The organism is Roseicella aerolata (genome assembly GCF_020523605.1).
Taxonomy (GTDB): domain Bacteria; phylum Pseudomonadota; class Alphaproteobacteria; order Acetobacterales; family Acetobacteraceae; genus Paracraurococcus; species Paracraurococcus aerolatus.
Map to the genome: position 1 here is coordinate 1 of NZ_JAJAQI010000018.1, position 17,054 is coordinate 17,054.

Annotated in this window: 17 protein-coding genes; 12 read left to right on the forward strand and 5 right to left on the reverse strand. The window is 69.1% G+C overall.

Going from position 1 to position 17,054, the window contains the following annotated elements; genetic code table 11:
* Positions 1 to 140: 140 nt before the first annotated feature.
* Positions 141 to 977 (reverse strand): IS5 family transposase, encoded by an 837-nt coding sequence (locus LHA35_RS13095; protein ID WP_226608722.1) that lies wholly within the window; start codon positions 975 to 977, stop codon positions 141 to 143.
* A 352-nt stretch (positions 978 to 1,329) separates the two neighbouring features.
* Between LHA35_RS13095 and LHA35_RS13100 the strand changes: the two genes are divergently transcribed.
* From LHA35_RS13100 to LHA35_RS13110, 3 genes are all read left to right on the forward strand, one after another.
* Positions 1,330 to 1,908, forward strand: coding sequence for a DUF421 domain-containing protein (locus LHA35_RS13100; protein WP_226608723.1), 579 nt, complete (start codon positions 1,330 to 1,332; stop codon positions 1,906 to 1,908).
* A gap of 377 nt (positions 1,909 to 2,285) precedes the next feature.
* Positions 2,286 to 2,588, forward strand: a complete 303-nt coding sequence (locus LHA35_RS13105) for a DUF2231 domain-containing protein (protein ID WP_226608724.1) — start codon at positions 2,286 to 2,288, stop codon at positions 2,586 to 2,588.
* Positions 2,588 to 3,871: a PQQ-dependent sugar dehydrogenase gene (locus tag LHA35_RS13110; RefSeq protein ID WP_226608725.1), complete on the forward strand. Its 1,284-nt coding sequence runs from the start codon at positions 2,588 to 2,590 to the stop codon at positions 3,869 to 3,871. Before LHA35_RS13105 ends, LHA35_RS13110 begins: the two co-directional genes overlap by 1 nt.
* A gap of 431 nt (positions 3,872 to 4,302) precedes the next feature.
* Here the strand turns inward: LHA35_RS13110 and LHA35_RS13115 are convergent, their stop codons facing one another.
* Entirely contained in the window at positions 4,303 to 4,644 is a 342-nt protein-coding gene (locus tag LHA35_RS13115) for a hypothetical protein (RefSeq protein ID WP_226608726.1), read from the reverse strand.
* A 177-nt stretch (positions 4,645 to 4,821) separates the two neighbouring features.
* On the opposite strand from LHA35_RS13115, the gene LHA35_RS13120 reads away from it, so the two are divergent.
* Positions 4,822 to 5,280 (forward strand): MarR family winged helix-turn-helix transcriptional regulator, encoded by a 459-nt coding sequence (locus tag LHA35_RS13120; RefSeq protein WP_226608727.1) that lies wholly within the window; start codon positions 4,822 to 4,824, stop codon positions 5,278 to 5,280.
* A gap of 52 nt (positions 5,281 to 5,332) precedes the next feature.
* On the opposite strand, the gene LHA35_RS13125 is transcribed toward LHA35_RS13120, so the two are convergent.
* Positions 5,333 to 6,271: a tripartite tricarboxylate transporter substrate-binding protein gene (locus tag LHA35_RS13125; RefSeq protein ID WP_226608728.1), complete on the reverse strand. Its 939-nt coding sequence runs from the start codon at positions 6,269 to 6,271 to the stop codon at positions 5,333 to 5,335.
* Positions 6,272 to 6,784: 513 nt separating this feature from the next.
* Between LHA35_RS13125 and LHA35_RS13130 the strand changes: the two genes are divergently transcribed.
* The 7 genes from LHA35_RS13130 to LHA35_RS13160 all read left to right on the forward strand — a co-directional run bounded on the left by LHA35_RS13130 (position 6,785) and on the right by LHA35_RS13160 (position 11,786).
* The gene (locus LHA35_RS13130; protein ID WP_226608729.1) at positions 6,785 to 6,982 is read left to right on the forward strand and encodes a periplasmic nitrate reductase, NapE protein; all 198 of its coding nucleotides are present in this window, start codon (positions 6,785 to 6,787) and stop codon (positions 6,980 to 6,982) included.
* A 97-nt stretch (positions 6,983 to 7,079) separates the two neighbouring features.
* Positions 7,080 to 7,256, forward strand: coding sequence for a hypothetical protein (locus tag LHA35_RS13135; RefSeq protein ID WP_226608730.1), 177 nt, complete (start codon positions 7,080 to 7,082; stop codon positions 7,254 to 7,256).
* Positions 7,249 to 7,551: a chaperone NapD gene (locus LHA35_RS13140; protein WP_226608731.1), complete on the forward strand. Its 303-nt coding sequence runs from the start codon at positions 7,249 to 7,251 to the stop codon at positions 7,549 to 7,551. Before LHA35_RS13135 ends, LHA35_RS13140 begins: the two co-directional genes overlap by 8 nt.
* The gene (gene napA, locus LHA35_RS13145; RefSeq protein ID WP_226608732.1) at positions 7,527 to 10,076 is read left to right on the forward strand and encodes a nitrate reductase catalytic subunit NapA; all 2,550 of its coding nucleotides are present in this window, start codon (positions 7,527 to 7,529) and stop codon (positions 10,074 to 10,076) included. The genes LHA35_RS13140 and napA overlap by 25 nt, the downstream gene beginning before the upstream one ends.
* A complete protein-coding gene (locus LHA35_RS13150) occupies positions 10,076 to 10,552 on the forward strand; it encodes a nitrate reductase cytochrome c-type subunit (protein ID WP_226608733.1) in 477 nt (158 codons plus the stop codon). The genes napA and LHA35_RS13150 overlap by 1 nt, the downstream gene beginning before the upstream one ends.
* Positions 10,552 to 11,232: a NapC/NirT family cytochrome c gene (locus LHA35_RS13155; RefSeq protein WP_226608734.1), complete on the forward strand. Its 681-nt coding sequence runs from the start codon at positions 10,552 to 10,554 to the stop codon at positions 11,230 to 11,232. Before LHA35_RS13150 ends, LHA35_RS13155 begins: the two co-directional genes overlap by 1 nt.
* Positions 11,223 to 11,786, forward strand: coding sequence for a DUF4142 domain-containing protein (locus LHA35_RS13160; protein WP_226608735.1), 564 nt, complete (start codon positions 11,223 to 11,225; stop codon positions 11,784 to 11,786). Before LHA35_RS13155 ends, LHA35_RS13160 begins: the two co-directional genes overlap by 10 nt.
* A gap of 373 nt (positions 11,787 to 12,159) precedes the next feature.
* Here the strand turns inward: LHA35_RS13160 and LHA35_RS13165 are convergent, their stop codons facing one another.
* Entirely contained in the window at positions 12,160 to 13,680 is a 1,521-nt protein-coding gene (locus LHA35_RS13165; protein ID WP_226608736.1) for a replicative DNA helicase, read from the reverse strand.
* A gap of 203 nt (positions 13,681 to 13,883) precedes the next feature.
* Between LHA35_RS13165 and LHA35_RS13170 the strand changes: the two genes are divergently transcribed.
* A complete protein-coding gene (locus LHA35_RS13170; RefSeq protein WP_226608737.1) occupies positions 13,884 to 15,620 on the forward strand; it encodes a hypothetical protein in 1,737 nt (578 codons plus the stop codon).
* Between the two features lie 147 nt (positions 15,621 to 15,767).
* Here LHA35_RS13170 and LHA35_RS13175 read toward each other — a convergent pair whose 3' ends face one another.
* Positions 15,768 to 16,982 (reverse strand): SAM-dependent methyltransferase, encoded by a 1,215-nt coding sequence (locus LHA35_RS13175; RefSeq protein WP_226608738.1) that lies wholly within the window; start codon positions 16,980 to 16,982, stop codon positions 15,768 to 15,770.
* Between the last annotated feature and the right edge of the window lie 72 nt (positions 16,983 to 17,054).

A 17,054-nucleotide genomic window follows, 5' to 3' on the forward strand; every position in this document is an offset into this window, starting at 1 on the left:
ACCGTGCAATGAGATCTTCCTGTCCAATCCGTCGCCGTGCCATGCCGACCTCCGTCCGCCGCACAATCAACGAATCATCCTCCTCGGCACGCGTCCAAGCACATCCGCGCACAGCTCTCATGAGAGGCTGTTGAGCAATTTTAGTGCGTGGGTGTGGCCAATCTCCGGAGGGTCAGGCGTGTCATGGCGGCGTAGAGGAGCATCTCACTGGTCCTGGGCAGGCGTTCGTAATCCTTCGCCAGTCGCCGGTTCCGGCCGAACCATGCGATGCTCCGCTCCACCACCCACCTGCGCGGCAGGACGTGGAAGCCGCGCGGGATCTCCGGCGGCGGCTGGCCCGGCGCGACCCAGACGCCGTGCAGGCCCGTCCACCAGTGCTTGGTGATCGTCAACGCCCAGCCGAGGGTCAACGCCAACCAAGCCTTCAGCCCCTGGTAGGCGGTGTCGGCCCAGAGCAGGGCGATGCGCGGGAACTGCGCCGCGAGGCCCTCGAGCAGCAGCTCGGCGCCGCGCCGGTCGTGCAGATCGGCCGGGTGCACCTTGGCCTTCAGCAGGTTGCCCTGCGTGTCCACCAGCACCTGGCGCTTGCGGCCAGAGATCTTCTTGCCGCCGTCGTAGCCACGTGGGCCGCCGACCTCCGTGGTGCGCACCGACTGGCTGTCGATAATGGCCGCCGAGGGCTGGCGATCGCGGCCGGTCGCGGCGCGGTACCGCTCACGCAGGCCGGCGTTGATCCGCTCCCAGACGCCCGAACGCCGCCATCGGCTGTAGTGATAGTAGACCGTCGGCCAGGGCGGATAGTCGTGCGGCAGCGCCCGCCACTGGCAGCCCGTGCGCAGGAGGTAGAACGCCGCCTCGGCGATCCGTCGCGGCGCAAACACCCGGGGATGGCCGGCTTGCCGGCCGGGAACGAGGAGAGGCGCCAGGATCGCCCATTCCTCGTCGCTGAGGTCGGAAGGGTAGGGCTGAGTATCCATCCAGCCCACATGGAGATCGGACCGGTTTCAGCCACGCCGCACCCACGCACTAAAATTGCTCAACAGCCTCTGAGAGATACAAGGCAAAGCCCCTGCGCGACAGGCGGCCGCAGCCTGACGGCACCGCATGCCGGCCAGGGCTCGTCCTGGGGGAATCATCCGAACGCCGACCGTGTGGACCCGCGGTCCATCAGCAAGAACCGGGATGGCAGGCCGGGGACGGTGCAGGGCCCGGCCAGGCATGGCCGGGGGGGGGGCCCTGCGGCTCATGGTGCAGGTGCCTTGCCCGCCGATCCGCACTCGCACCCCGCATGCCGCTGCGGCGACGATGACGGTCTGAGGAGGAGCGCAGATGGAGGCGGTGATGGAGGAACTCGGCCGACTGGCGACCTGGCTGTTCGGGGCGGGCAGCGACACCCCGACGCTCCCGCAGATGGCTGCGCGGGCGGTGCTGGTCTACCTCGCCGCCCTGGTCATGGTGCGCTGGGGCGAGAAGCGCTTCATGGGCAAGAACACCGCCTTCGACGTCATCCTCGGCGTGATCCTGGGCTCGGTGGTCAGCCGCGCCGTCAACAGCACCGCCGACATCGCGCCGACGCTTGCCGCCGGCTTCGTGCTCGTCGCCATGCACTGGGCCTTTGCCAGCCTCGCCTTCCGCTCCGATCGATTCGGCACCCTGGTGAAGGGCCGCACCCGCGTGCTTGTGGAGGACGGGCGGATCGACTGGGAGCAAATGCGCAGGAGCCATATGAGCCGCGACGACCTGCTCGGCGCCCTGCGTGCGGAAGGCGTGCGCGATCCGGAGCAGGTCGCCGAGGCCAGGCTGGAGCGCAGCGGCAAGGTCAGCGTCATAGAGGCGAAGGACGGGCCGAAGATACTGGGCGCGGAGCTCGCCGACGGGACGCTCACCGTCCGCATCCGGTTGGAGTAGCCGGGGTTCGAGCTGCATGCAGCGGTTCCGGATGACCCCTTCGCCGGCGATCCCGAGCAGCACCGCGCCGAGGAGCTGGATGGCCGCGGTGTCTGATTCGCCGCGGCGCGCAGCGCAGACCAACTGGCGAACCGGCGCAGCCGCAACCCACCGGGCCTTGCCTCGTTGCCCCCCGGGCGTCCTTCACGGATGCGGGCCGGGTTTCAATGCGCGTCGCGCGGCCAGGCCGGGGAAGGAGAGGACACGCTGTGGCCGCCATATCCGCGCCAGGTCGCCCGAGGCCGATCCACCCGCTGCACGCGATCCTGCTCGCCTTTCCGCTCCCGTTGTTCCTGGGCGCACTGATCAGCGATATCGCCTACTGAAAGAGCTTCCATGTGCAATGGGCCAATTTCTCATCCTGGCTCATCGCCGGCGGATTGCTCGTCGGCGGCCTGGTGGTGCTCTGGGCACTGATCGATCTGCTTCGCAGCGGAGCGGTGCGCCGAAGGCACGCGGCCGCCTACTTCGTCGTGCTGCTCGCGATGTGGGTGCTCGGCTTCGTCAATGGCCTCGTCCACGCGAAGGATGCCTTCGCGACCATGCCGGAGGGCCTCTACCTATCAGCGATCGTGGCGCTCCTCGCGCTCGTTGCGGCGTGGATCGGTTACTCCGGCCTTCAGTCGAGGGAAGTGGCATGATGCGCGCGGCCCTTCTGATCGGCGCTGCGGCGGTCGCCCTGTCCGCCTGCGATGGCGAGCCCGGCCCGCTGCAGCGTGGCCCCGACCCGCAGCTTCCGGAGCCACGGCGCGGCCTGCTGCCCGACATGACGATCCCGAGGCCGGCAAGCTGGGGCAATGATCGCCCGGCGGTGCCGCAGGGATACAGGATCGAGGCCATCGCCACGGATCTCAGGGTCCCACGGCAGACCCTGGTCCTGCCCAACGGCGACATCCTGGTTGCGGAGGGAATGGGCAGCAGCGCGCCCCCACTCCGCCCCAAAGACGTCATTGCCGGCTTCATCAAGAGTCTGGGCAAGAGTTCGGTCGAAGGCGGCAACCGGCTGACGCTGCTGCGCGACGCGGATGGTGACGGCACCTATGAGACCCGGGGCATCTTCGCCGGCAATCTCAACGCGCCCTATGGGCTCGCGCTGGCCAACGGCGCCATCTATGTCGCCAACCAGGATTCCCTGGTGCGCTTCGACTATCGTGACGGCCAGACGGAGGCGAGCGGGCCGCCGGCGCGGGTCACGGACCTGCCTTCGGCGATCAACCACCACTGGACGAAGGCGCTGGCCGCCAGCCCCGATGGCCGATTCCTGTATGTCGGCATCGGATCCAACAGCAACATCACCGAGCGCGGGATGGAGGCGGAGGTCGACCGGGCCATGGTGTGGCAGGTCGACGCGCAGACGGGCGCGCACCGGCCCTATGCGACCGGCCTCCGCAACCCGACCGCTCTCGCCATCCAGCCAGGAACGGACCAGCTCTGGGCGGTCGTGAACGAGCGGGACGAGATCGGCCCCAACCTCGTTCCGGATTACCTGACCGCGGTGCGCGAGGGCGGCTTCTACGGCTGGCCCTACAGCTATTGGGGGCAGAATGTCGATTCGCGCGCACAGCCGCAGGATCCAAGCAAGGTCGCCTCGGCCATCCGTCCGGACTACGCGCTGGGGGCGCATGTGGCTGCGCTGGGCCTGGCCTTCTCGACGCCGGCGATGGGTGCGGATTTCGCCGAAGGCGTCTTCGTCGGGGAGCATGGCAGCTGGAACCGCAGCCAGCCCGTCGGCTACAGGGTGGTCTTCGTGCCGTTTCGCGACGGCCGGCCCGCCGGCGATCCCATCGATGTCGTATCCGGCTTCCTGACCGATGACGGCAAGGCGCGTGGCAGGCCGGTCGGGGTTTCGGTGGACCCGCGGGGCGCCCTGATCGTCGCCGATGACCTGTCGAATGTCGTCTGGAGGATCACGGCGAGCCGGTGACCCTGGCGGCGGAGGCCGGCATCGGCCCGGTGCAGCACTTCGGTCTCGAACTGCCCAGGCTGCGCACGGGCGGGATCGGCATCCTGCGCATCCCGTTCCGCGGCGGCGCGGAGGCCCGGCGCGAGTTGCCCGGCGGCAGGCTGCGGATCGGCGTCGAATCGTCCATGAGCTTCGCGGCCGGTACCCGGCGCCGGGTTCGGCTGGTTGGCCGGTGCGGACCGCCCTGCCGGACGGACCTATGTGGCTATCCCGGTCGCGTCCTGCGCCTTCCAGGCCGCGGTGCTCGAGCAGCGCCGCCGAGCCTACGCACGGCCCGGCGGCCAGCCAGGGTAGCCACCCCAAGCCCTCCCGAGTGGAGGGCCCACACAGGCAAAAGCCCCATGACCTCGGAGCGAGGCCATGAGGCTTTCTGCATGTCAGGGCGCCGCGGCTCAGCCGCGGGGGCGGGCCAGCTGGCCGGCCAAGCTGGTGCTGGCGGCCGGGGCCGGCGCATAGACCAGCCTCTGCTCGGTACCGCCGCCCTCGATCCGGGCAACCAGGCCGGACGGCGCCTGCGCCATGGTCGAGCCGGCATAGGCAAGGCTGCGGCTGCCGCCCTCGCCGGTGAGGCGGGCAAGGCCGCCGCCGACCACATTCTGGCTGGGCTCGGCATACTCGACCCGCGGACCGCCATCGGCGCCTCCGCCGATCAGCCGGGGGCCGTTATCCTGGGCCTGGGCGGCACCAGCGGTGCCAAGGGCGAGCACGGAAGCGATCAGGGCGTTGCGGAACATGATGGGGTCTCCGTCTGGACCGGGCGATGGCCCGGTGTTGGGGAGATGGATACCGCTCGATTAGATCGCGCACGATAGACAAGGCCGCATGGCTGCCCTGCAATTTGATCGCGCATGAGAAAGTCGCTAACGATCTAATGGCCGGATACCAGGGCGCCACACCCGGAGGAAACCGCCATGCCCGCGACCAGCCCCGCCGAGCCCCGCCTCGACCTCGACGAGTTCCTCTGCTTCGCCATCCACTCCACCGCCCAGGCCATCGGCCGGGCCAACAAGCCCATGCTCGACCACCTCGGCCTCACCTATCCCCAGTACCTCGTCATGGTCGTGCTCTGGGCCGAGGACGATCAGACCGTCGGCCAGATCGGCGAGAAGCTCTTCCTCGAGAGCAACACCCTCACCCCGCTGCTCAAGCGCCTGCAGGCCGCCGGCTACATCGAGCGCAGCCGCTGCACCGAGGACGAGCGCCAGGTCCGCATCCGCCTCACCGACGGGGGCCGGGCGCTGCGCGAGCGGGCCTGCGCCTTCAAGCCCGAATGGGTCGAGCGCGCCTTCGGGGAAGACCGGGAGGCCGCCGAGGCGCTCAGGCAGCAGATCGTCGCCCTGCGCAACCGCCTGCTCAGCAGCCAGGGCTGAACCCGGGGCAGGCGCAGGGTTGATTCGCGGGGGGGGGCCGCGTGCAGTCCGGTCAGCTTTCCGCCCGGATGTGGTTGTCCCGGATCACCCGCCCCCAGCGCGTGATCTCGCTTTCCAGGAAGGCCGCACACTCCTCGGCCGAGGAGGCGACCACATCGGCTCCGCGCTCCTCGATCCTGTCCTTGACCCCCGGCTCGCCCAACACGCGCGCCATCGCCTCGCCCATCCGCCGCAGGAGCGGCTCGGGCGTGCCGCTGACGCCCAGCAGCGCCCACCAGGTCAGCGCCTCGAAGCCGCCCGCCCCCTGCTGTGCGAAGGAACGCACCCCGGGCAGATGCCGCGTCTCCTCGCGCGTGCTCACCCCGAGGGGCCGCAGCGCCCCGGAGCGGATGTGCTCGCGGACGGCGACGACGTTGGACATCAGCAGCGGCACCCGCCCGGCCACCGCGTCCTGCGCCGCCGGGCCGCCGCCCGGATAGGGCACATGCGTCATCCGGTAGCCGCCCGCCTGCTGCAGCAGCGTGGCGGCGACATGCGCCAGACCACCGGTCCCGCTGGTCGCGTAGCGCAGCGCGCCAGGGTCGCGCCGGGCCGCCCTGACCACCTCGGCATAGGTGGTGTAGGGCGCGAACTGATGCGCCACCAGGGCAAGCGGCCCGGTGGCCACCAGCGTCACCGGCGCGAAGGCCTCCAGCGTGCGGTAGGGCAGGCGCATGCTGGTCTGGTTGGTGGCCTCGGTGTCGAAGGCGAGCAGCCAGGTGCTGCCGTCGGGGGCGGCGCGCGCCGCCGCCTGCGCGCCGGTTGCGCCGGCGGCGCCGGGATGGTTCTCGACCACCACCGGGCGCTCCAGCACCGCCTGCAGCTGCGGCTGGAAGGCGCGCGCGATGATGTCCGTGCTGCCGCCTGGCGGCCAGGGGACGATCAGGCGCAGGGGCCGGTCCGGCCAGGTGGCCTCCTGAGCGCCGGCCAGATGCGGCGTGGCCAGTCCCATTGTGGCCGCTGCAATCATGAGGTTGCGTCGCTGCACCGTCATGCGCCCCTCCCGCGTCTCGTCGCTTCCTTGCCCTCAACCACCACGCATGTGCCCCGTTCCCTCGCGCCAGCGCGCCATGGTGGATGATGGCCTGGCGTGTCCCATGCGCAGCGCTGTCACCGGCCTGGCGGCATCGCATGCTGGCCCGCCGGAGCAGCAGGGGGGAGAGAAGCCAGCACCGGACGAGGAGCACATCCGCCGCTACGGCGAGCGCGCCAGGAGATCGGGGCGGAGGCGGTCGGATCACCGATGGAACCGGCGCCTCCTCCCCACGGACGGCGCCGCAAGCGTCACCGGGCGCAGGCAGGAGAGCAACCGCCGCCGCCGCGGAGCCGCAATCGAAGCGTCCTCCAACCGATCGATGAGTGAGGAGTCGAGCGACGCAATCCACAGAGGCATCTGGCATCGCAACTCGCCTCTTCCTTCGTCGTTCACGAAGCCAAGCGTGCAGGAGCCAAGGGGGAACCAGTGGTGAGTGCAGATGCGGGCACAAGCGGCAAGATCGACGTCACCGCGGAAAGCACAAGCGCCCGAAGACGCCTCGAGGCGCTTGCCTTCCTTGTCCTCGCAGTCCTCATCTGGCCGGTCATCGCGGTGGGTGTCGTCGCAGGCTGGGGCTTCCTGGTCTGGATGTACTACCTGTTCACCGGCCCGCCAGGGCCGGTTTAGGGCCGGCACCATGTCATCGGGCGCGCCATCGGGTCCGCCGGACAGGACCGCCATGGGGATCCCACTTGCTTGCCTCGCTCCCCACGGGCTGGCCTGCATGACCGGCGAGGATGGCTGCCCGGCCGAAGCCGCCCGCTTCCCTCCCACCCTCGGCGCCGCCATGCCGTGGATCGATACCGGAGCCCGCGCGGGTTGCGCGGACGACATCCCCATCCGCCCTGCATCAGGCATCATGGTCGCGGCGCTGGAAACCGGGGCGTCGGTCCATGCCTGACGAGTTCCACGTCTCCAGCCTTGTCGTTCATTGCCGGAAGGAGTGCGCGGGGGGGATCGCCGCCGTGCTGCGCACCATGGAGGGCATGGAGGTCCATGGCGGCGTGGCGGAGGGGAAGCTCGTCGTCACCCTGGAGACCGCTTCCGAGGGTGAGATCGTCGAGCGCCTGAACGCTGTCCAGCTCATGGACGGCGTGCTCGCCGCTACCCTCGTCTTCCACCAATTCGATGCGCCCGATTCAAGTGACGCCAGCACCGGGAGCTGCAAGCCATGGAACTCTCGCGTCGTGACCTGATGAAAGCCCAGGCGGCCGCCGCCGCCGCCGCGGCCGCCAACGTGGCCCTGCCAGCGGAGGCCCAGAACATCCCGCTTGGCGAGGAACTGCGGCTGAAGTGGGACAAGGCGCCCTGCCGCTTCTGCGGCACCGGCTGCGGCGTCATGGTGGGCGTGAAGGACGGGCGCGTCGTGGCCACCCACGGCGACATGCGCGCCGAGGTCAATCGCGGGCTCAACTGCGTGAAGGGCTACTTCCTGTCGAAGATCATGTACGGGGCGGATCGTCTGACCCAGCCCCTCATGCGGATGCGGAACGGGCGCTTCGACAAGGAGGGCGCGCTGCAGCCCGTCTCCTGGGATCGGGCCTTCGACACGATGGCCGCGCACTGGAAGAAGATGCTGCGGGAGAAGGGGCCGGATGCGGTCGGCATGTTCGGCTCCGGCCAGTGGACCATGTTCGAGGGCTATGCCGCGAGCAAGCTGATGCGCGCCGGCTTCCGCTCCAACAACCTCGACCCCAATGCGCGGCATTGCATGGCCTCGGCGGCCGTCACCTTCATCCGCACCTTCGGCAGCGACGAGCCGATGGGCTGCTACGACGATTTCGAGCACGCCGATGCCTTCGTGCTCTGGGGCTCGAACATGGCGGAGATGCACCCGATCCTCTGGACGCGCATCACCGATCGCCGCCTCAGTGCCGAGCATGTCCGCATCCACACCCTCTCGACCTATGAGCACAGGACGACGGACCTCTCGGATGCAGCCGTCATCTTCAAGCCGGGCTCCGATCTGGCGATCCTGAACTACATCGCCAATCACATCATCCGCTCGGGCGCGGTGAACCGGGAGTTTGTCGAAAGGCACGTCAACTTCCGCCTGGCCAACACCGATATCGGCTACGGGCTGCGGCCGGACCACACGCTCGAGCTGCGCGCCCAGCACGCCAATGATGCGGGCGTCTCCCACCCCGCCGACTTCGACGCCTATGCGAAGCTGGTCGGCGAGTACACGCTGGACCGGGCGCATGAGCTCTCGGGCGTGCCCAAGCCGCAACTGGAGGCGCTGGCACGGCTCTACGCCGACCCAAAGACCAAGGTGATGTCGCTCTGGACCATGGGTTTCAACCAGCACGTCCGCGGGGTCTGGGCGAACCACATGGTCTACAACATCCACCTGCTGACCGGTAAGATCTCCGAGCCGGGGAACAGCCCCTTCTCGCTGACCGGCCAGCCCTCGGCCTGCGGCACGGCGCGCGAAGTGGGCTGCTTCGGGCACCGCCTGCCCGCCGACATGCAGGTGACGAACCCCGGGCACCGCAAGCTGGTGGAGGAGATCTGGAAGCTGCCGCCGGGTCTGCTGCCGTCCAAGGTCGGCTTCCATGCGGTCCAGCAGGACCGGATGCTGAAGGACGGCAAGCTCAATGCCTACTGGATCATGTGCAACAACAATCTCCAGACGGCGCCGAACACCAACAACGAGACCTATCCCGGCTACCGCAACCCCGCGAACCTGATCGTCTGCTCCGACGCCTACCCGACGGTGACGGCCATGGCGGCCGATATCGTGCTGCCCACCGCAATGTGGGTGGAGAAGGAGGGCGCCTACGGCAATGCGGAGCGCCGGACGCAGTTCTGGCACCAGCTGGTGGACGCGCCTGGCGAGGCGCGCTCCGACCTCTGGCAGCTCATGGAGTTCTCGAAGCGCTTCACCACGGACGAAGTCTGGTCCAGCGAGATCCTGGCGAAGGCGCCGGAGTACCGGGGCAAGACCCTCTTCGACGTTCTCTTCCGCAACGGCCAGGTGGACGCCTTCCCGCTCTCGGATCTCGATCCCGCCTACGGCAACCATGAAGCGAAGCACTTCGGCTTCTACGTCCACAAGGGCATCTGGGAGGAATACATCCGCTGCGGCAACGGCCACGGCCATGACTACGCGCCCTTCGACACCTATCACGAGGTTCGGGGCCTGCGCTGGCCGGTGGTGGACGGGAAGGAAACCAGGTGGCGCTACCGCGAGGGCTACGACCCCTATGTGGAGAAGGGTACCGGCCTGCAATTCTACGGCAACCCCGACAAGAAGGCGAACCTGATCGGGGCACCCTACGAGCCGCCCGCCGAGTCCCCGGACCAGGACTACGACCTGTGGCTGGTCACCGGCCGGGTGCTTGAGCACTGGCACTCCGGCTCGATGACGCTGCGGGTGCCCGAACTCTACAAGGCCTTTCCCGGCGCCATCCTCTTCATGCACCCGGAGGATGCGCAACGGCGGGGCCTCAGGCGGGGACAGGAAGTCCGCATCGTCTCCCGCCGCGGCGAGATCAGGAGCCGCGTCGAGACGCGGGGGCGCAACCGCATGCCGCGCGGCACCGTGTTCGTGCCCTTCTTCGACGCCAGCCAGCTCATCAACAAGGTCACGCTCGACGCGACCGACCCGATCTCGAAGCAGACGGATTTCAAGAAATGCGCGGTGAAGGTCGTGGCGGCCATGGCCCCGGCGGGACCGACGCCCGCCTCCATGCCCGACCCGCGCGCGGGATTGCGCTGATGCGCCCGCGCCTGCTGATGGGCGCCATGGTGGGCGCCACGCTCATCGCCGGGGGAACGCTGCTTGCCCAGGACGCGCCGCGGCTGCGTGGGCCGGAGCCCTTCACCCGCGAGCAGCCCGCGCCGGCTATGCAGCGCCCCGTGACGAACGATTTGCGGGTGCGGCGGAACTACCCCGACCAGCCGCCGGTCATTCCGCACGCCATCGAGGGCTATGCGCTCGACCTCAACGCCAACAAGTGCATGTCCTGCCACGCCCGGCGCTTCACCGAGCAGAGCCAGGCGCCGATGATCTCGGTGACGCACTACCAGGACCGCGAGGGCAACACGCTCGGCGGCCTGGCGCCCCGCCGCTACGCCTGCCTGGCCTGCCACGTGCCTCAGACCGAAGCGCGGCCGCTGGTCGAGAACCGCTTCACTGACATGGACGCGCTGACCGAGCCCGAGCGGCATCCCGGCAGCCGGAGCAACCGCTGATGTCGGGGACCGGGGAATCCTCACCGCCCGCCGGCGGCGACGGGGCCGGGGCGACGCCGCGCAAGCGGGGTCCGGTCCGGCGCCTGTGGAACTGGTTCCGGGGCCTGAAGCTGACACGGGTCGCGCTGTCGCCCGCCACTGGCTTCAGCCTCGCCTTCCTGACGCTCGGCGGCTTCGTCGCCGGCGTGATGTTCTGGGGCGGCTTCAACACGGCCCTCGAATACACCAACCGCACCGAATTCTGCGTCGGCTGCCATGAGATGCGGAGCAACGTCTACGAGGAGCTCCAGGGCACCATCCACTTCACCAACCGCTCGGGCGTGCGCGCGGGATGCCCGGACTGCCATGTGCCGCATGAGTGGACGGACAAGATCGCGCGCAAGATGCAGGCTTCCAAGGAGGTCTGGGGCCATATCTTCGGGTCGATCAGCACCCGGGAGAAGTTCCTCGACCTCCGGCGGCACATGGCCGAACGGGAATGGACGCGCATGGCAGCCAATGACAGCCTCGAGTGCCGCAACTGCCATTCCGCGGTATCGATGGATCTGTCGCGCCAGAACCCCCGCGCGGCGCTGGCGCATGAGCGGTTCCTGTTCACGGGGGAGCGGACATGCATCGACTGCCACAAGGGTATCGCCCACAGGCTGCCGGACATGACCGGCGTCCCGGGGTGGCAGTAGCGATGGCAGCCATGGTTAGGCGACGCGCGCTGCTCCTCTCCGGTGGTCCCGCGGCAGCCGCCCTGTTCGGAAGCGGAGCCTTCGCTCCTGCCGCGGCCCAGAACCCGCCAGCGGACGCCCGTCCCGTCGATCCTGGCCGGTTCCTCGCCTTCGCGCAGAGTTCCGCACTCCTGCAGGAGCGGATGTCGACCCTTGCCGCCTCGAAGGACACCAGGCCGGAGGTCAAGGAATTTGCGCGCGAGATGGCGCAGTTCAGGCGGCAGCAGCTTGGCCAATTGCAAGCCGCGGCGCAGGAGCGCGGATTGACGCTCCCGGGGGCGGAGGAATTCGAGCACAGGGTTGTCCTCGAGAACCTGGAGCCACTCGATTATCTCGCGCTGAGCCGCCGCTATGCGGAGGTTCAGGTCCAGGCGCTGGAGCAGGAGATCCGGGGCTATGAGGCCGCTGGGCAGGAGAGAGACGAAGGCATGAGGCGGCTTGCCGCGGAGATGCTGCCGCAATTGCGCCAGCGGTTCGAGGCAGCCCGCCGGATGCAGGACGCCGGACGCGGGTGACGCGCGCCGGCAGGGCTGGAGCAGGCCGCGGAGTTCGCGGGGCAAGGCCAGCGGCCCCTCGTCGCCCGGAAGAATGGCGCGCCCGCCTCGACCGACTGTTGGGCCGCTGCACCGGCCTCATCGTGCACGGCCCATTGCCCGGGCGCCTGCGCGCCAATGGCCTGGAACCGCCCCAGGTGCTGGACCGCCCCGGGGATCCCGCGGCACGCCCGGGTCGGAAACCGGCATCCGCGCCCGGGTCGCATCAGGGATCGGCCTTCAGGACTGAACGCAATCCGCTGCAGGGCGGGCGGGGCACCGCCGCCCCCTCCCCGGCCTGACCGTCACGCCGGCATGGCCGCCGCGCCGGCGTGACGCCATGCAGGGGCCGGGCTCAATGCCCCTCCGGCCCATGCACCTGGTCGAGGTCGCCGAAGCGGGTGAACTCGCTCTCGAAGAACAGCCGGATCGTGCCCGTGGGTCCGTGGCGCTGCTTGGCGATGATCAGCTCGGCCTTGTTGTGCGCGGCCTCCATATCGGCCTGCCACTTGGTCAGCGCTTCCTCGAATTTGGCGCCGTTGTCGAAGGTCAGCTCCTTCGGGGCGCGCTGCGCCAGGTAGTACTCGTCGCGGTAGACGAACATGACCATGTCGGCGTCCTGCTCGATCGAGCCGGATTCGCGCAGGTCGCTCAGCTGCGGCCGCTTGTCCTCCCGGCTCTCCACCTGGCGGGAGAGCTGGGAGAGGGCGATGACCGGGACCGACAGCTCCTTGGCGATGGCCTTGAGCCCCTGGGTGATCATGGAGATCTCCAGCACCCGGCTTTCCGGCCGCGTGCCCGCCGCCGGCCGCATGAGCTGGAGGTAGTCCACCACCACCAGTTCGAGGCCGCGCGTGCGCTTGAGCCGGCGGCAGCGCGTGCGCAAGGCCGAGATGGTGATGGCCGGGGTGTCGTCGATGACCAGGGGCAGGGTGGAGAGTTCGCGGCTGACTTCCACGAAGCGGTCGAAGTCGCGCTGGGAGATGTCGCCGCGGCGGATCTTGTCGCCGGAGATCCGCGCCGCCTCCGACAGCAGGCGGGTCGCCAGCTGGTCGGCGCTCATTTCCAGGGAGAAGATGGCGACCGTACCGCGGGGCTGCACGCCCTCCCCCTTCTCCTGCGCCTCCCGCACCAGGGCCTGGGCGGCGCCGAAGGCGATCTTGGTGGCGAGCGCGGTCTTGCCCATGGCCGGCCGCCCCGCCAGGATCAGCAGGTCCGACCCGTGCAGGCCGCCGGTCTTGGCATCCAGGTCGCGCAGGCCCGTAGGCAGGCCGGAGACGCCGCCGGGCGTGGAGAAGGCCTTCTCCGCCAGCAGCACGGCATCGGTCAGGGCGCGCTCGAAGGTGACGAAGCCGCCCTCGGTGCCGCCGTCCTTCGCCAGATCGAACAGCTGCTGCTCGGCGGCCTCCAGCTGCTCCTTGGCCGACAGCTCGGCCTCCGAGCCGAAAGCGCGGTTGACGATCTCCTCGCCGACATCCACCAGGTGCCGGCGGAGCCAGCAGTCATGGACGATCTTGCCGTACTCGCCGGCATTGATGATGCCGACCATGGCGGACAGCAGCTGCGCCAGGTAGGCGGGGCCGCCCACCTCGTCGAGCAGGCCGGAATGCTCGAATTCGATGCGCAGGGTGACGACGTCGGCCAGTTGCCCGGCCTCGATCCGGCGCTGGATGGCCCGGTAGATGCGGCCATGGATCGGATCGGCGAAATGTTCGGGCGCGAGGAATTCCGAGACCCGCTCATAGGCCTTGTTGTTCGCCAGCAGCGCCCCCAGCAGGGCCTGTTCGGCCTGCAGATTGGACGGTGGGACGCGCTGGGAGAGGCCGAGGAGCCCCCCGGCGCCCGCGAAGGGCGGCGGCTGGTCGATGGTGTTCATGCCCCGACTCTAGCGCGGAATGGCCCCTGTGGATTACGGGGATCACTGTGGATAACGGGGACGGCGCGGGGTCGGCCGGGCGGCGTGGTGGCGCGGCCACGCGCGGCATATGGGGGCGCGCCTTCCATCAAATTCTCGTGACTATCAAACCGTTCCGGTTTAGCACCTCTGCTGTGGGACTGTCGACTCCATGGGAGGGGATCTTGAGAGTAGGCGCGATTTTGGCGGGCTGCCTGGCCTTGTTGGCAGCCGCGTGCGGTGCATCGACCGATCTTGGCAGCGACGCGCCGGCGACGACGCCCCTCTACGGGGAGAACCGGATCTTCGGCGTATGGGACAGCAACTTCGTCCTGCGTGCCGACAACCGCCTGCCGCTGCCGCCAGAATCCATCCAGTCCCCCGGACGGAATCAACCGCCAGATTGCGAAGACTGGAATAAACCCCAGGTAAAAATCACCTGCCTGCAGCATCAACCGGCCAATATGGCCGAGCTCGTGCCGCCCCGCTTCATCGCGAATGACAGCAAATTCTGGATCAACCACAACGAGCCGGCCTCTGTCATCCTCAGCCGTATGTACCTCCCGGAAGACCGGGCGTGGGAGGTGAAGGAAGGACTGTGGTGGCGCCGCGGGTTATTCGGCTCGCCCTGGTATTGCCAGCTCTGCCGGGCGACGATCGACGCCGCGATCATCATTGATGTCTGGACGGATGAGCGATTGCTGGAGGACGGCAAACCACCGAGGCCGATCGTCGCCTGGTATCAGCGTGGTGTGAGAGCCGGCGGACAACTCAACTTCAACGACATCGTGGTATACGCGAAGAGCCAGTGGAACAGCGCTGCGCCGCCGCGCATCCGCGTGCGCGTGCTGGACGTGACCGGCGAAAGGAACCGGGAGGCGCTCAACGGCCTGGAAACCGCCAACAGGTTCGGCGGCACCATCGCCGCCATGGCCGGCAACCCCTTGGCAGCGGCAGCTGTCGAGGCCGCCACGAATGCCGCGCGCCTGGTCATCGCCAACAACGACAATCGTGCGGTTCTCGATTTCACCGTGCAATTCTACCACGCCGGTGTCCCGAACCCGAATGGCAGCGCTCTCGTCCCCAGGCCGGCCGATGTTCCAGCGGATGCCGCGACCACGGCGGCGAATCTGCGCATCCCGCCCGCGTCACCCTGGCTGACGCCTTTCGTGCAGGGGCGCATGGTGGTGGTCGGTGGCAACCCCGCCTTCTGGTCCGCCAATCAGGGCCAACGCCTCTGGCTGGACTCCAGGGAGAGCCAGCTTGCATCCAGGCTGGACAATACCGGTGACGACGAGGCGATCCCCGCCTTGGATAACAGCCGCGGCGGCCATGCGGCGCAGCAGCGCGTGTGCCGGCAGTACAAGCTCCTCAATGGCAGCGTCGCCGCGCAGTCCTCATTGCTTCCCGTTCCTGGATGCAAAGAGGAGTCAAACCAGCCCGATGTCGCCTGGCAGGCGAAGCCGGCGCCGGTCGCCGTCCTCACCGTTGTCGCGCATGATGCCTCCGCCATGCACGCGACCCAGATGCTGGCGGCAAGCTGGTTCAACCGCATCACCACGGCGTCGCAGCAGAATGCCGCCGCGACGGAACGCAGCCTGCTCGCCCTGCAGCAGGGCGGACCACTGCTGGTCGCCGCGAGCGCCTACCGGAGCCGCCACACCATGCCCTCGCTGCTGGCCCTGCTGCAGAGCATGGCGGCGGTGGACACGGCGGAAAGGCGACTGGCGGCGGGCGCGGCCTGGGACCTCGCGGCATCGGCGGTGAGTTCGGCAACCGGCGGTCTGTGCATCATCGACGACGCCAAGGCCGCGGCGAACCTGCGCGCCGAGCTCCTGCAGAGGAAGTTCGGGATGGACCGGAACACCGGCCGTATGTTGCTGCCCATGGATTGGGGCCATTGCACGAAGCCCGTCGGCTGAGGCGGCTCCGTCAGGCCGCAGGCGGCCAATGCCGTCTGCGGCCTGCGCTGAGCCAGGTGGGCACGGCGCGCCGGCTGCGGGCGTCGGCAATCGCCCTCCCGGGCCGCCGCGCCTTGCCGCAGCCTCCTGAAGCGCAATCTCCGAAGCTCACGCCTCGACCGCCGCCCGCTCCGTCTCCCACATCCAGTCCCGGGTCAGCGGCAGCGCCTCCTTCTCCCGGACCAGCTGCATCTGCCAGTTCATGTGGTCGGTCCGCCGGAAGGCCAGCTCGCAGCCCGCCAGGTAGAACTCGAACATGCGGCAGAAGCGCTCGTCATACAGGGCCTGGATGGCGTCCCGGTTGGCGGCGAAGCGGCGGCGCCATTCCCGGAGCGTCAGGGCGTAGTGCAGCCTGAGGATCTCGAGATCGGTCAGCCAGAGCCCGGCCTTCTCGACCGCCGGCAGCACCTCGGACAAGGCCGGGGAATAGCCGCCGGGGAAGATGTACTTGGCCAGCCAGGGGTTGGTGGCGCCGGGGCCGCTCTGCCGGCCGATGGCATGGATCAGCGCCACCCCGTCCGGCTTCAGCGCGTCCCGCACCTTGCGGAAGAAGCTGCGGTAATGGGCGATTCCCACATGCTCGAACATGCCGATGGAGACGATCCGGTCCACCGGCCGGCGCCAGGCGCGGTAGTCCATCAGCTCGAACCGCACCCGGTCGGCGAGGCCCGCCTCCGCCGCCCGCTGGCGGGCCAGTTGCAACTGCTCCTCGCTCAGCGTGATGCCGGTGACGCGGGCGCCCCAGTCGCGCGCCAGGGTCAGCGCCATGCCGCCCCAGCCGCAGCCGATGTCCAGCACCTCCAGACCCGGCCGGTTCAGCCGGAGCTTCGCCGCGATGTGGCGCTTCTTGGCTTCCTGCGCCTCCTCCAGCGTCTCGTCGCCGCGCCGGAAATAGGCGCAGGAATATTGCCGGTCGCGATCGAGGAAGAGCGCGTAGAGCCGCCCGTTCAGGTCGTAGTGGTGGGCGACGTTGCGCCGCGCCCGTCCGGCCGGGTTGAGCTGCTCGAGTCGCCGCAGCAGGGTGCGCGCCGCGGTGACGACCTGCTCGGCCGGATGGCCGCCGCCATACCAGAGATTGACCACCAGCAGGTCCAGAAGCTCGTAGAGGCTACACCCCTCCGGCTCCAGCTCGCCATCCATGTAGAGCTCACCGGCGGCCAGCGTGGGGTTCAGGACCATCCGCCGTTCCGCCCGCGGCGTCCGCAATGCCATGCCGGCCACCGGTCCCTGCCCGTTGCCGTAGCGGCGCAGCGTCCCGTCGGGGTAGCGAAGCTCAAGCGTGCCGGTCCGGATCAGGCGGCGCATGAACAGGTCGAGCAGCATGGGGTTGGCTCCCCTCGCGTCCTGGCGCCGGCATTGCAACATCTTCCGCCCCCGGCGTGGAACCCCGCCGTG

What these genes read in the sequence shown, in the direction of transcription:
- LHA35_RS13095 (WP_226608722.1), bottom strand. Translation starts at nt 977, where the DNA reads ATGGATACTCAGCCCTACCCTTCCGACCTCAGCGACGAGGAATGGGCG.
- LHA35_RS13100 (WP_226608723.1), top strand. Translation starts at nt 1,330, where the DNA reads ATGGAGGCGGTGATGGAGGAACTCGGCCGACTGGCGACCTGGCTGTTC.
- LHA35_RS13110 (WP_226608725.1), top strand. Translation starts at nt 2,588, where the DNA reads ATGCGCGCGGCCCTTCTGATCGGCGCTGCGGCGGTCGCCCTGTCCGCC.
- LHA35_RS13115 (WP_226608726.1), bottom strand. Translation starts at nt 4,644, where the DNA reads ATGTTCCGCAACGCCCTGATCGCTTCCGTGCTCGCCCTTGGCACCGCT.
- LHA35_RS13120 (WP_226608727.1), top strand. Translation starts at nt 4,822, where the DNA reads ATGCCCGCGACCAGCCCCGCCGAGCCCCGCCTCGACCTCGACGAGTTC.
- LHA35_RS13125 (WP_226608728.1), bottom strand. Translation starts at nt 6,271, where the DNA reads ATGGGACTGGCCACGCCGCATCTGGCCGGCGCTCAGGAGGCCACCTGG.
- LHA35_RS13135 (WP_226608730.1), top strand. Translation starts at nt 7,080, where the DNA reads ATGACCGGCGAGGATGGCTGCCCGGCCGAAGCCGCCCGCTTCCCTCCC.
- LHA35_RS13140 (WP_226608731.1), top strand. Translation starts at nt 7,249, where the DNA reads ATGCCTGACGAGTTCCACGTCTCCAGCCTTGTCGTTCATTGCCGGAAG.
- napA (WP_226608732.1), top strand. Translation starts at nt 7,527, where the DNA reads ATGGAACTCTCGCGTCGTGACCTGATGAAAGCCCAGGCGGCCGCCGCC.
- LHA35_RS13150 (WP_226608733.1), top strand. Translation starts at nt 10,076, where the DNA reads ATGCGCCCGCGCCTGCTGATGGGCGCCATGGTGGGCGCCACGCTCATC.
- LHA35_RS13155 (WP_226608734.1), top strand. Translation starts at nt 10,552, where the DNA reads ATGTCGGGGACCGGGGAATCCTCACCGCCCGCCGGCGGCGACGGGGCC.
- LHA35_RS13165 (WP_226608736.1), bottom strand. Translation starts at nt 13,680, where the DNA reads ATGAACACCATCGACCAGCCGCCGCCCTTCGCGGGCGCCGGGGGGCTC.
- LHA35_RS13175 (WP_226608738.1), bottom strand. Translation starts at nt 16,982, where the DNA reads ATGCTGCTCGACCTGTTCATGCGCCGCCTGATCCGGACCGGCACGCTT.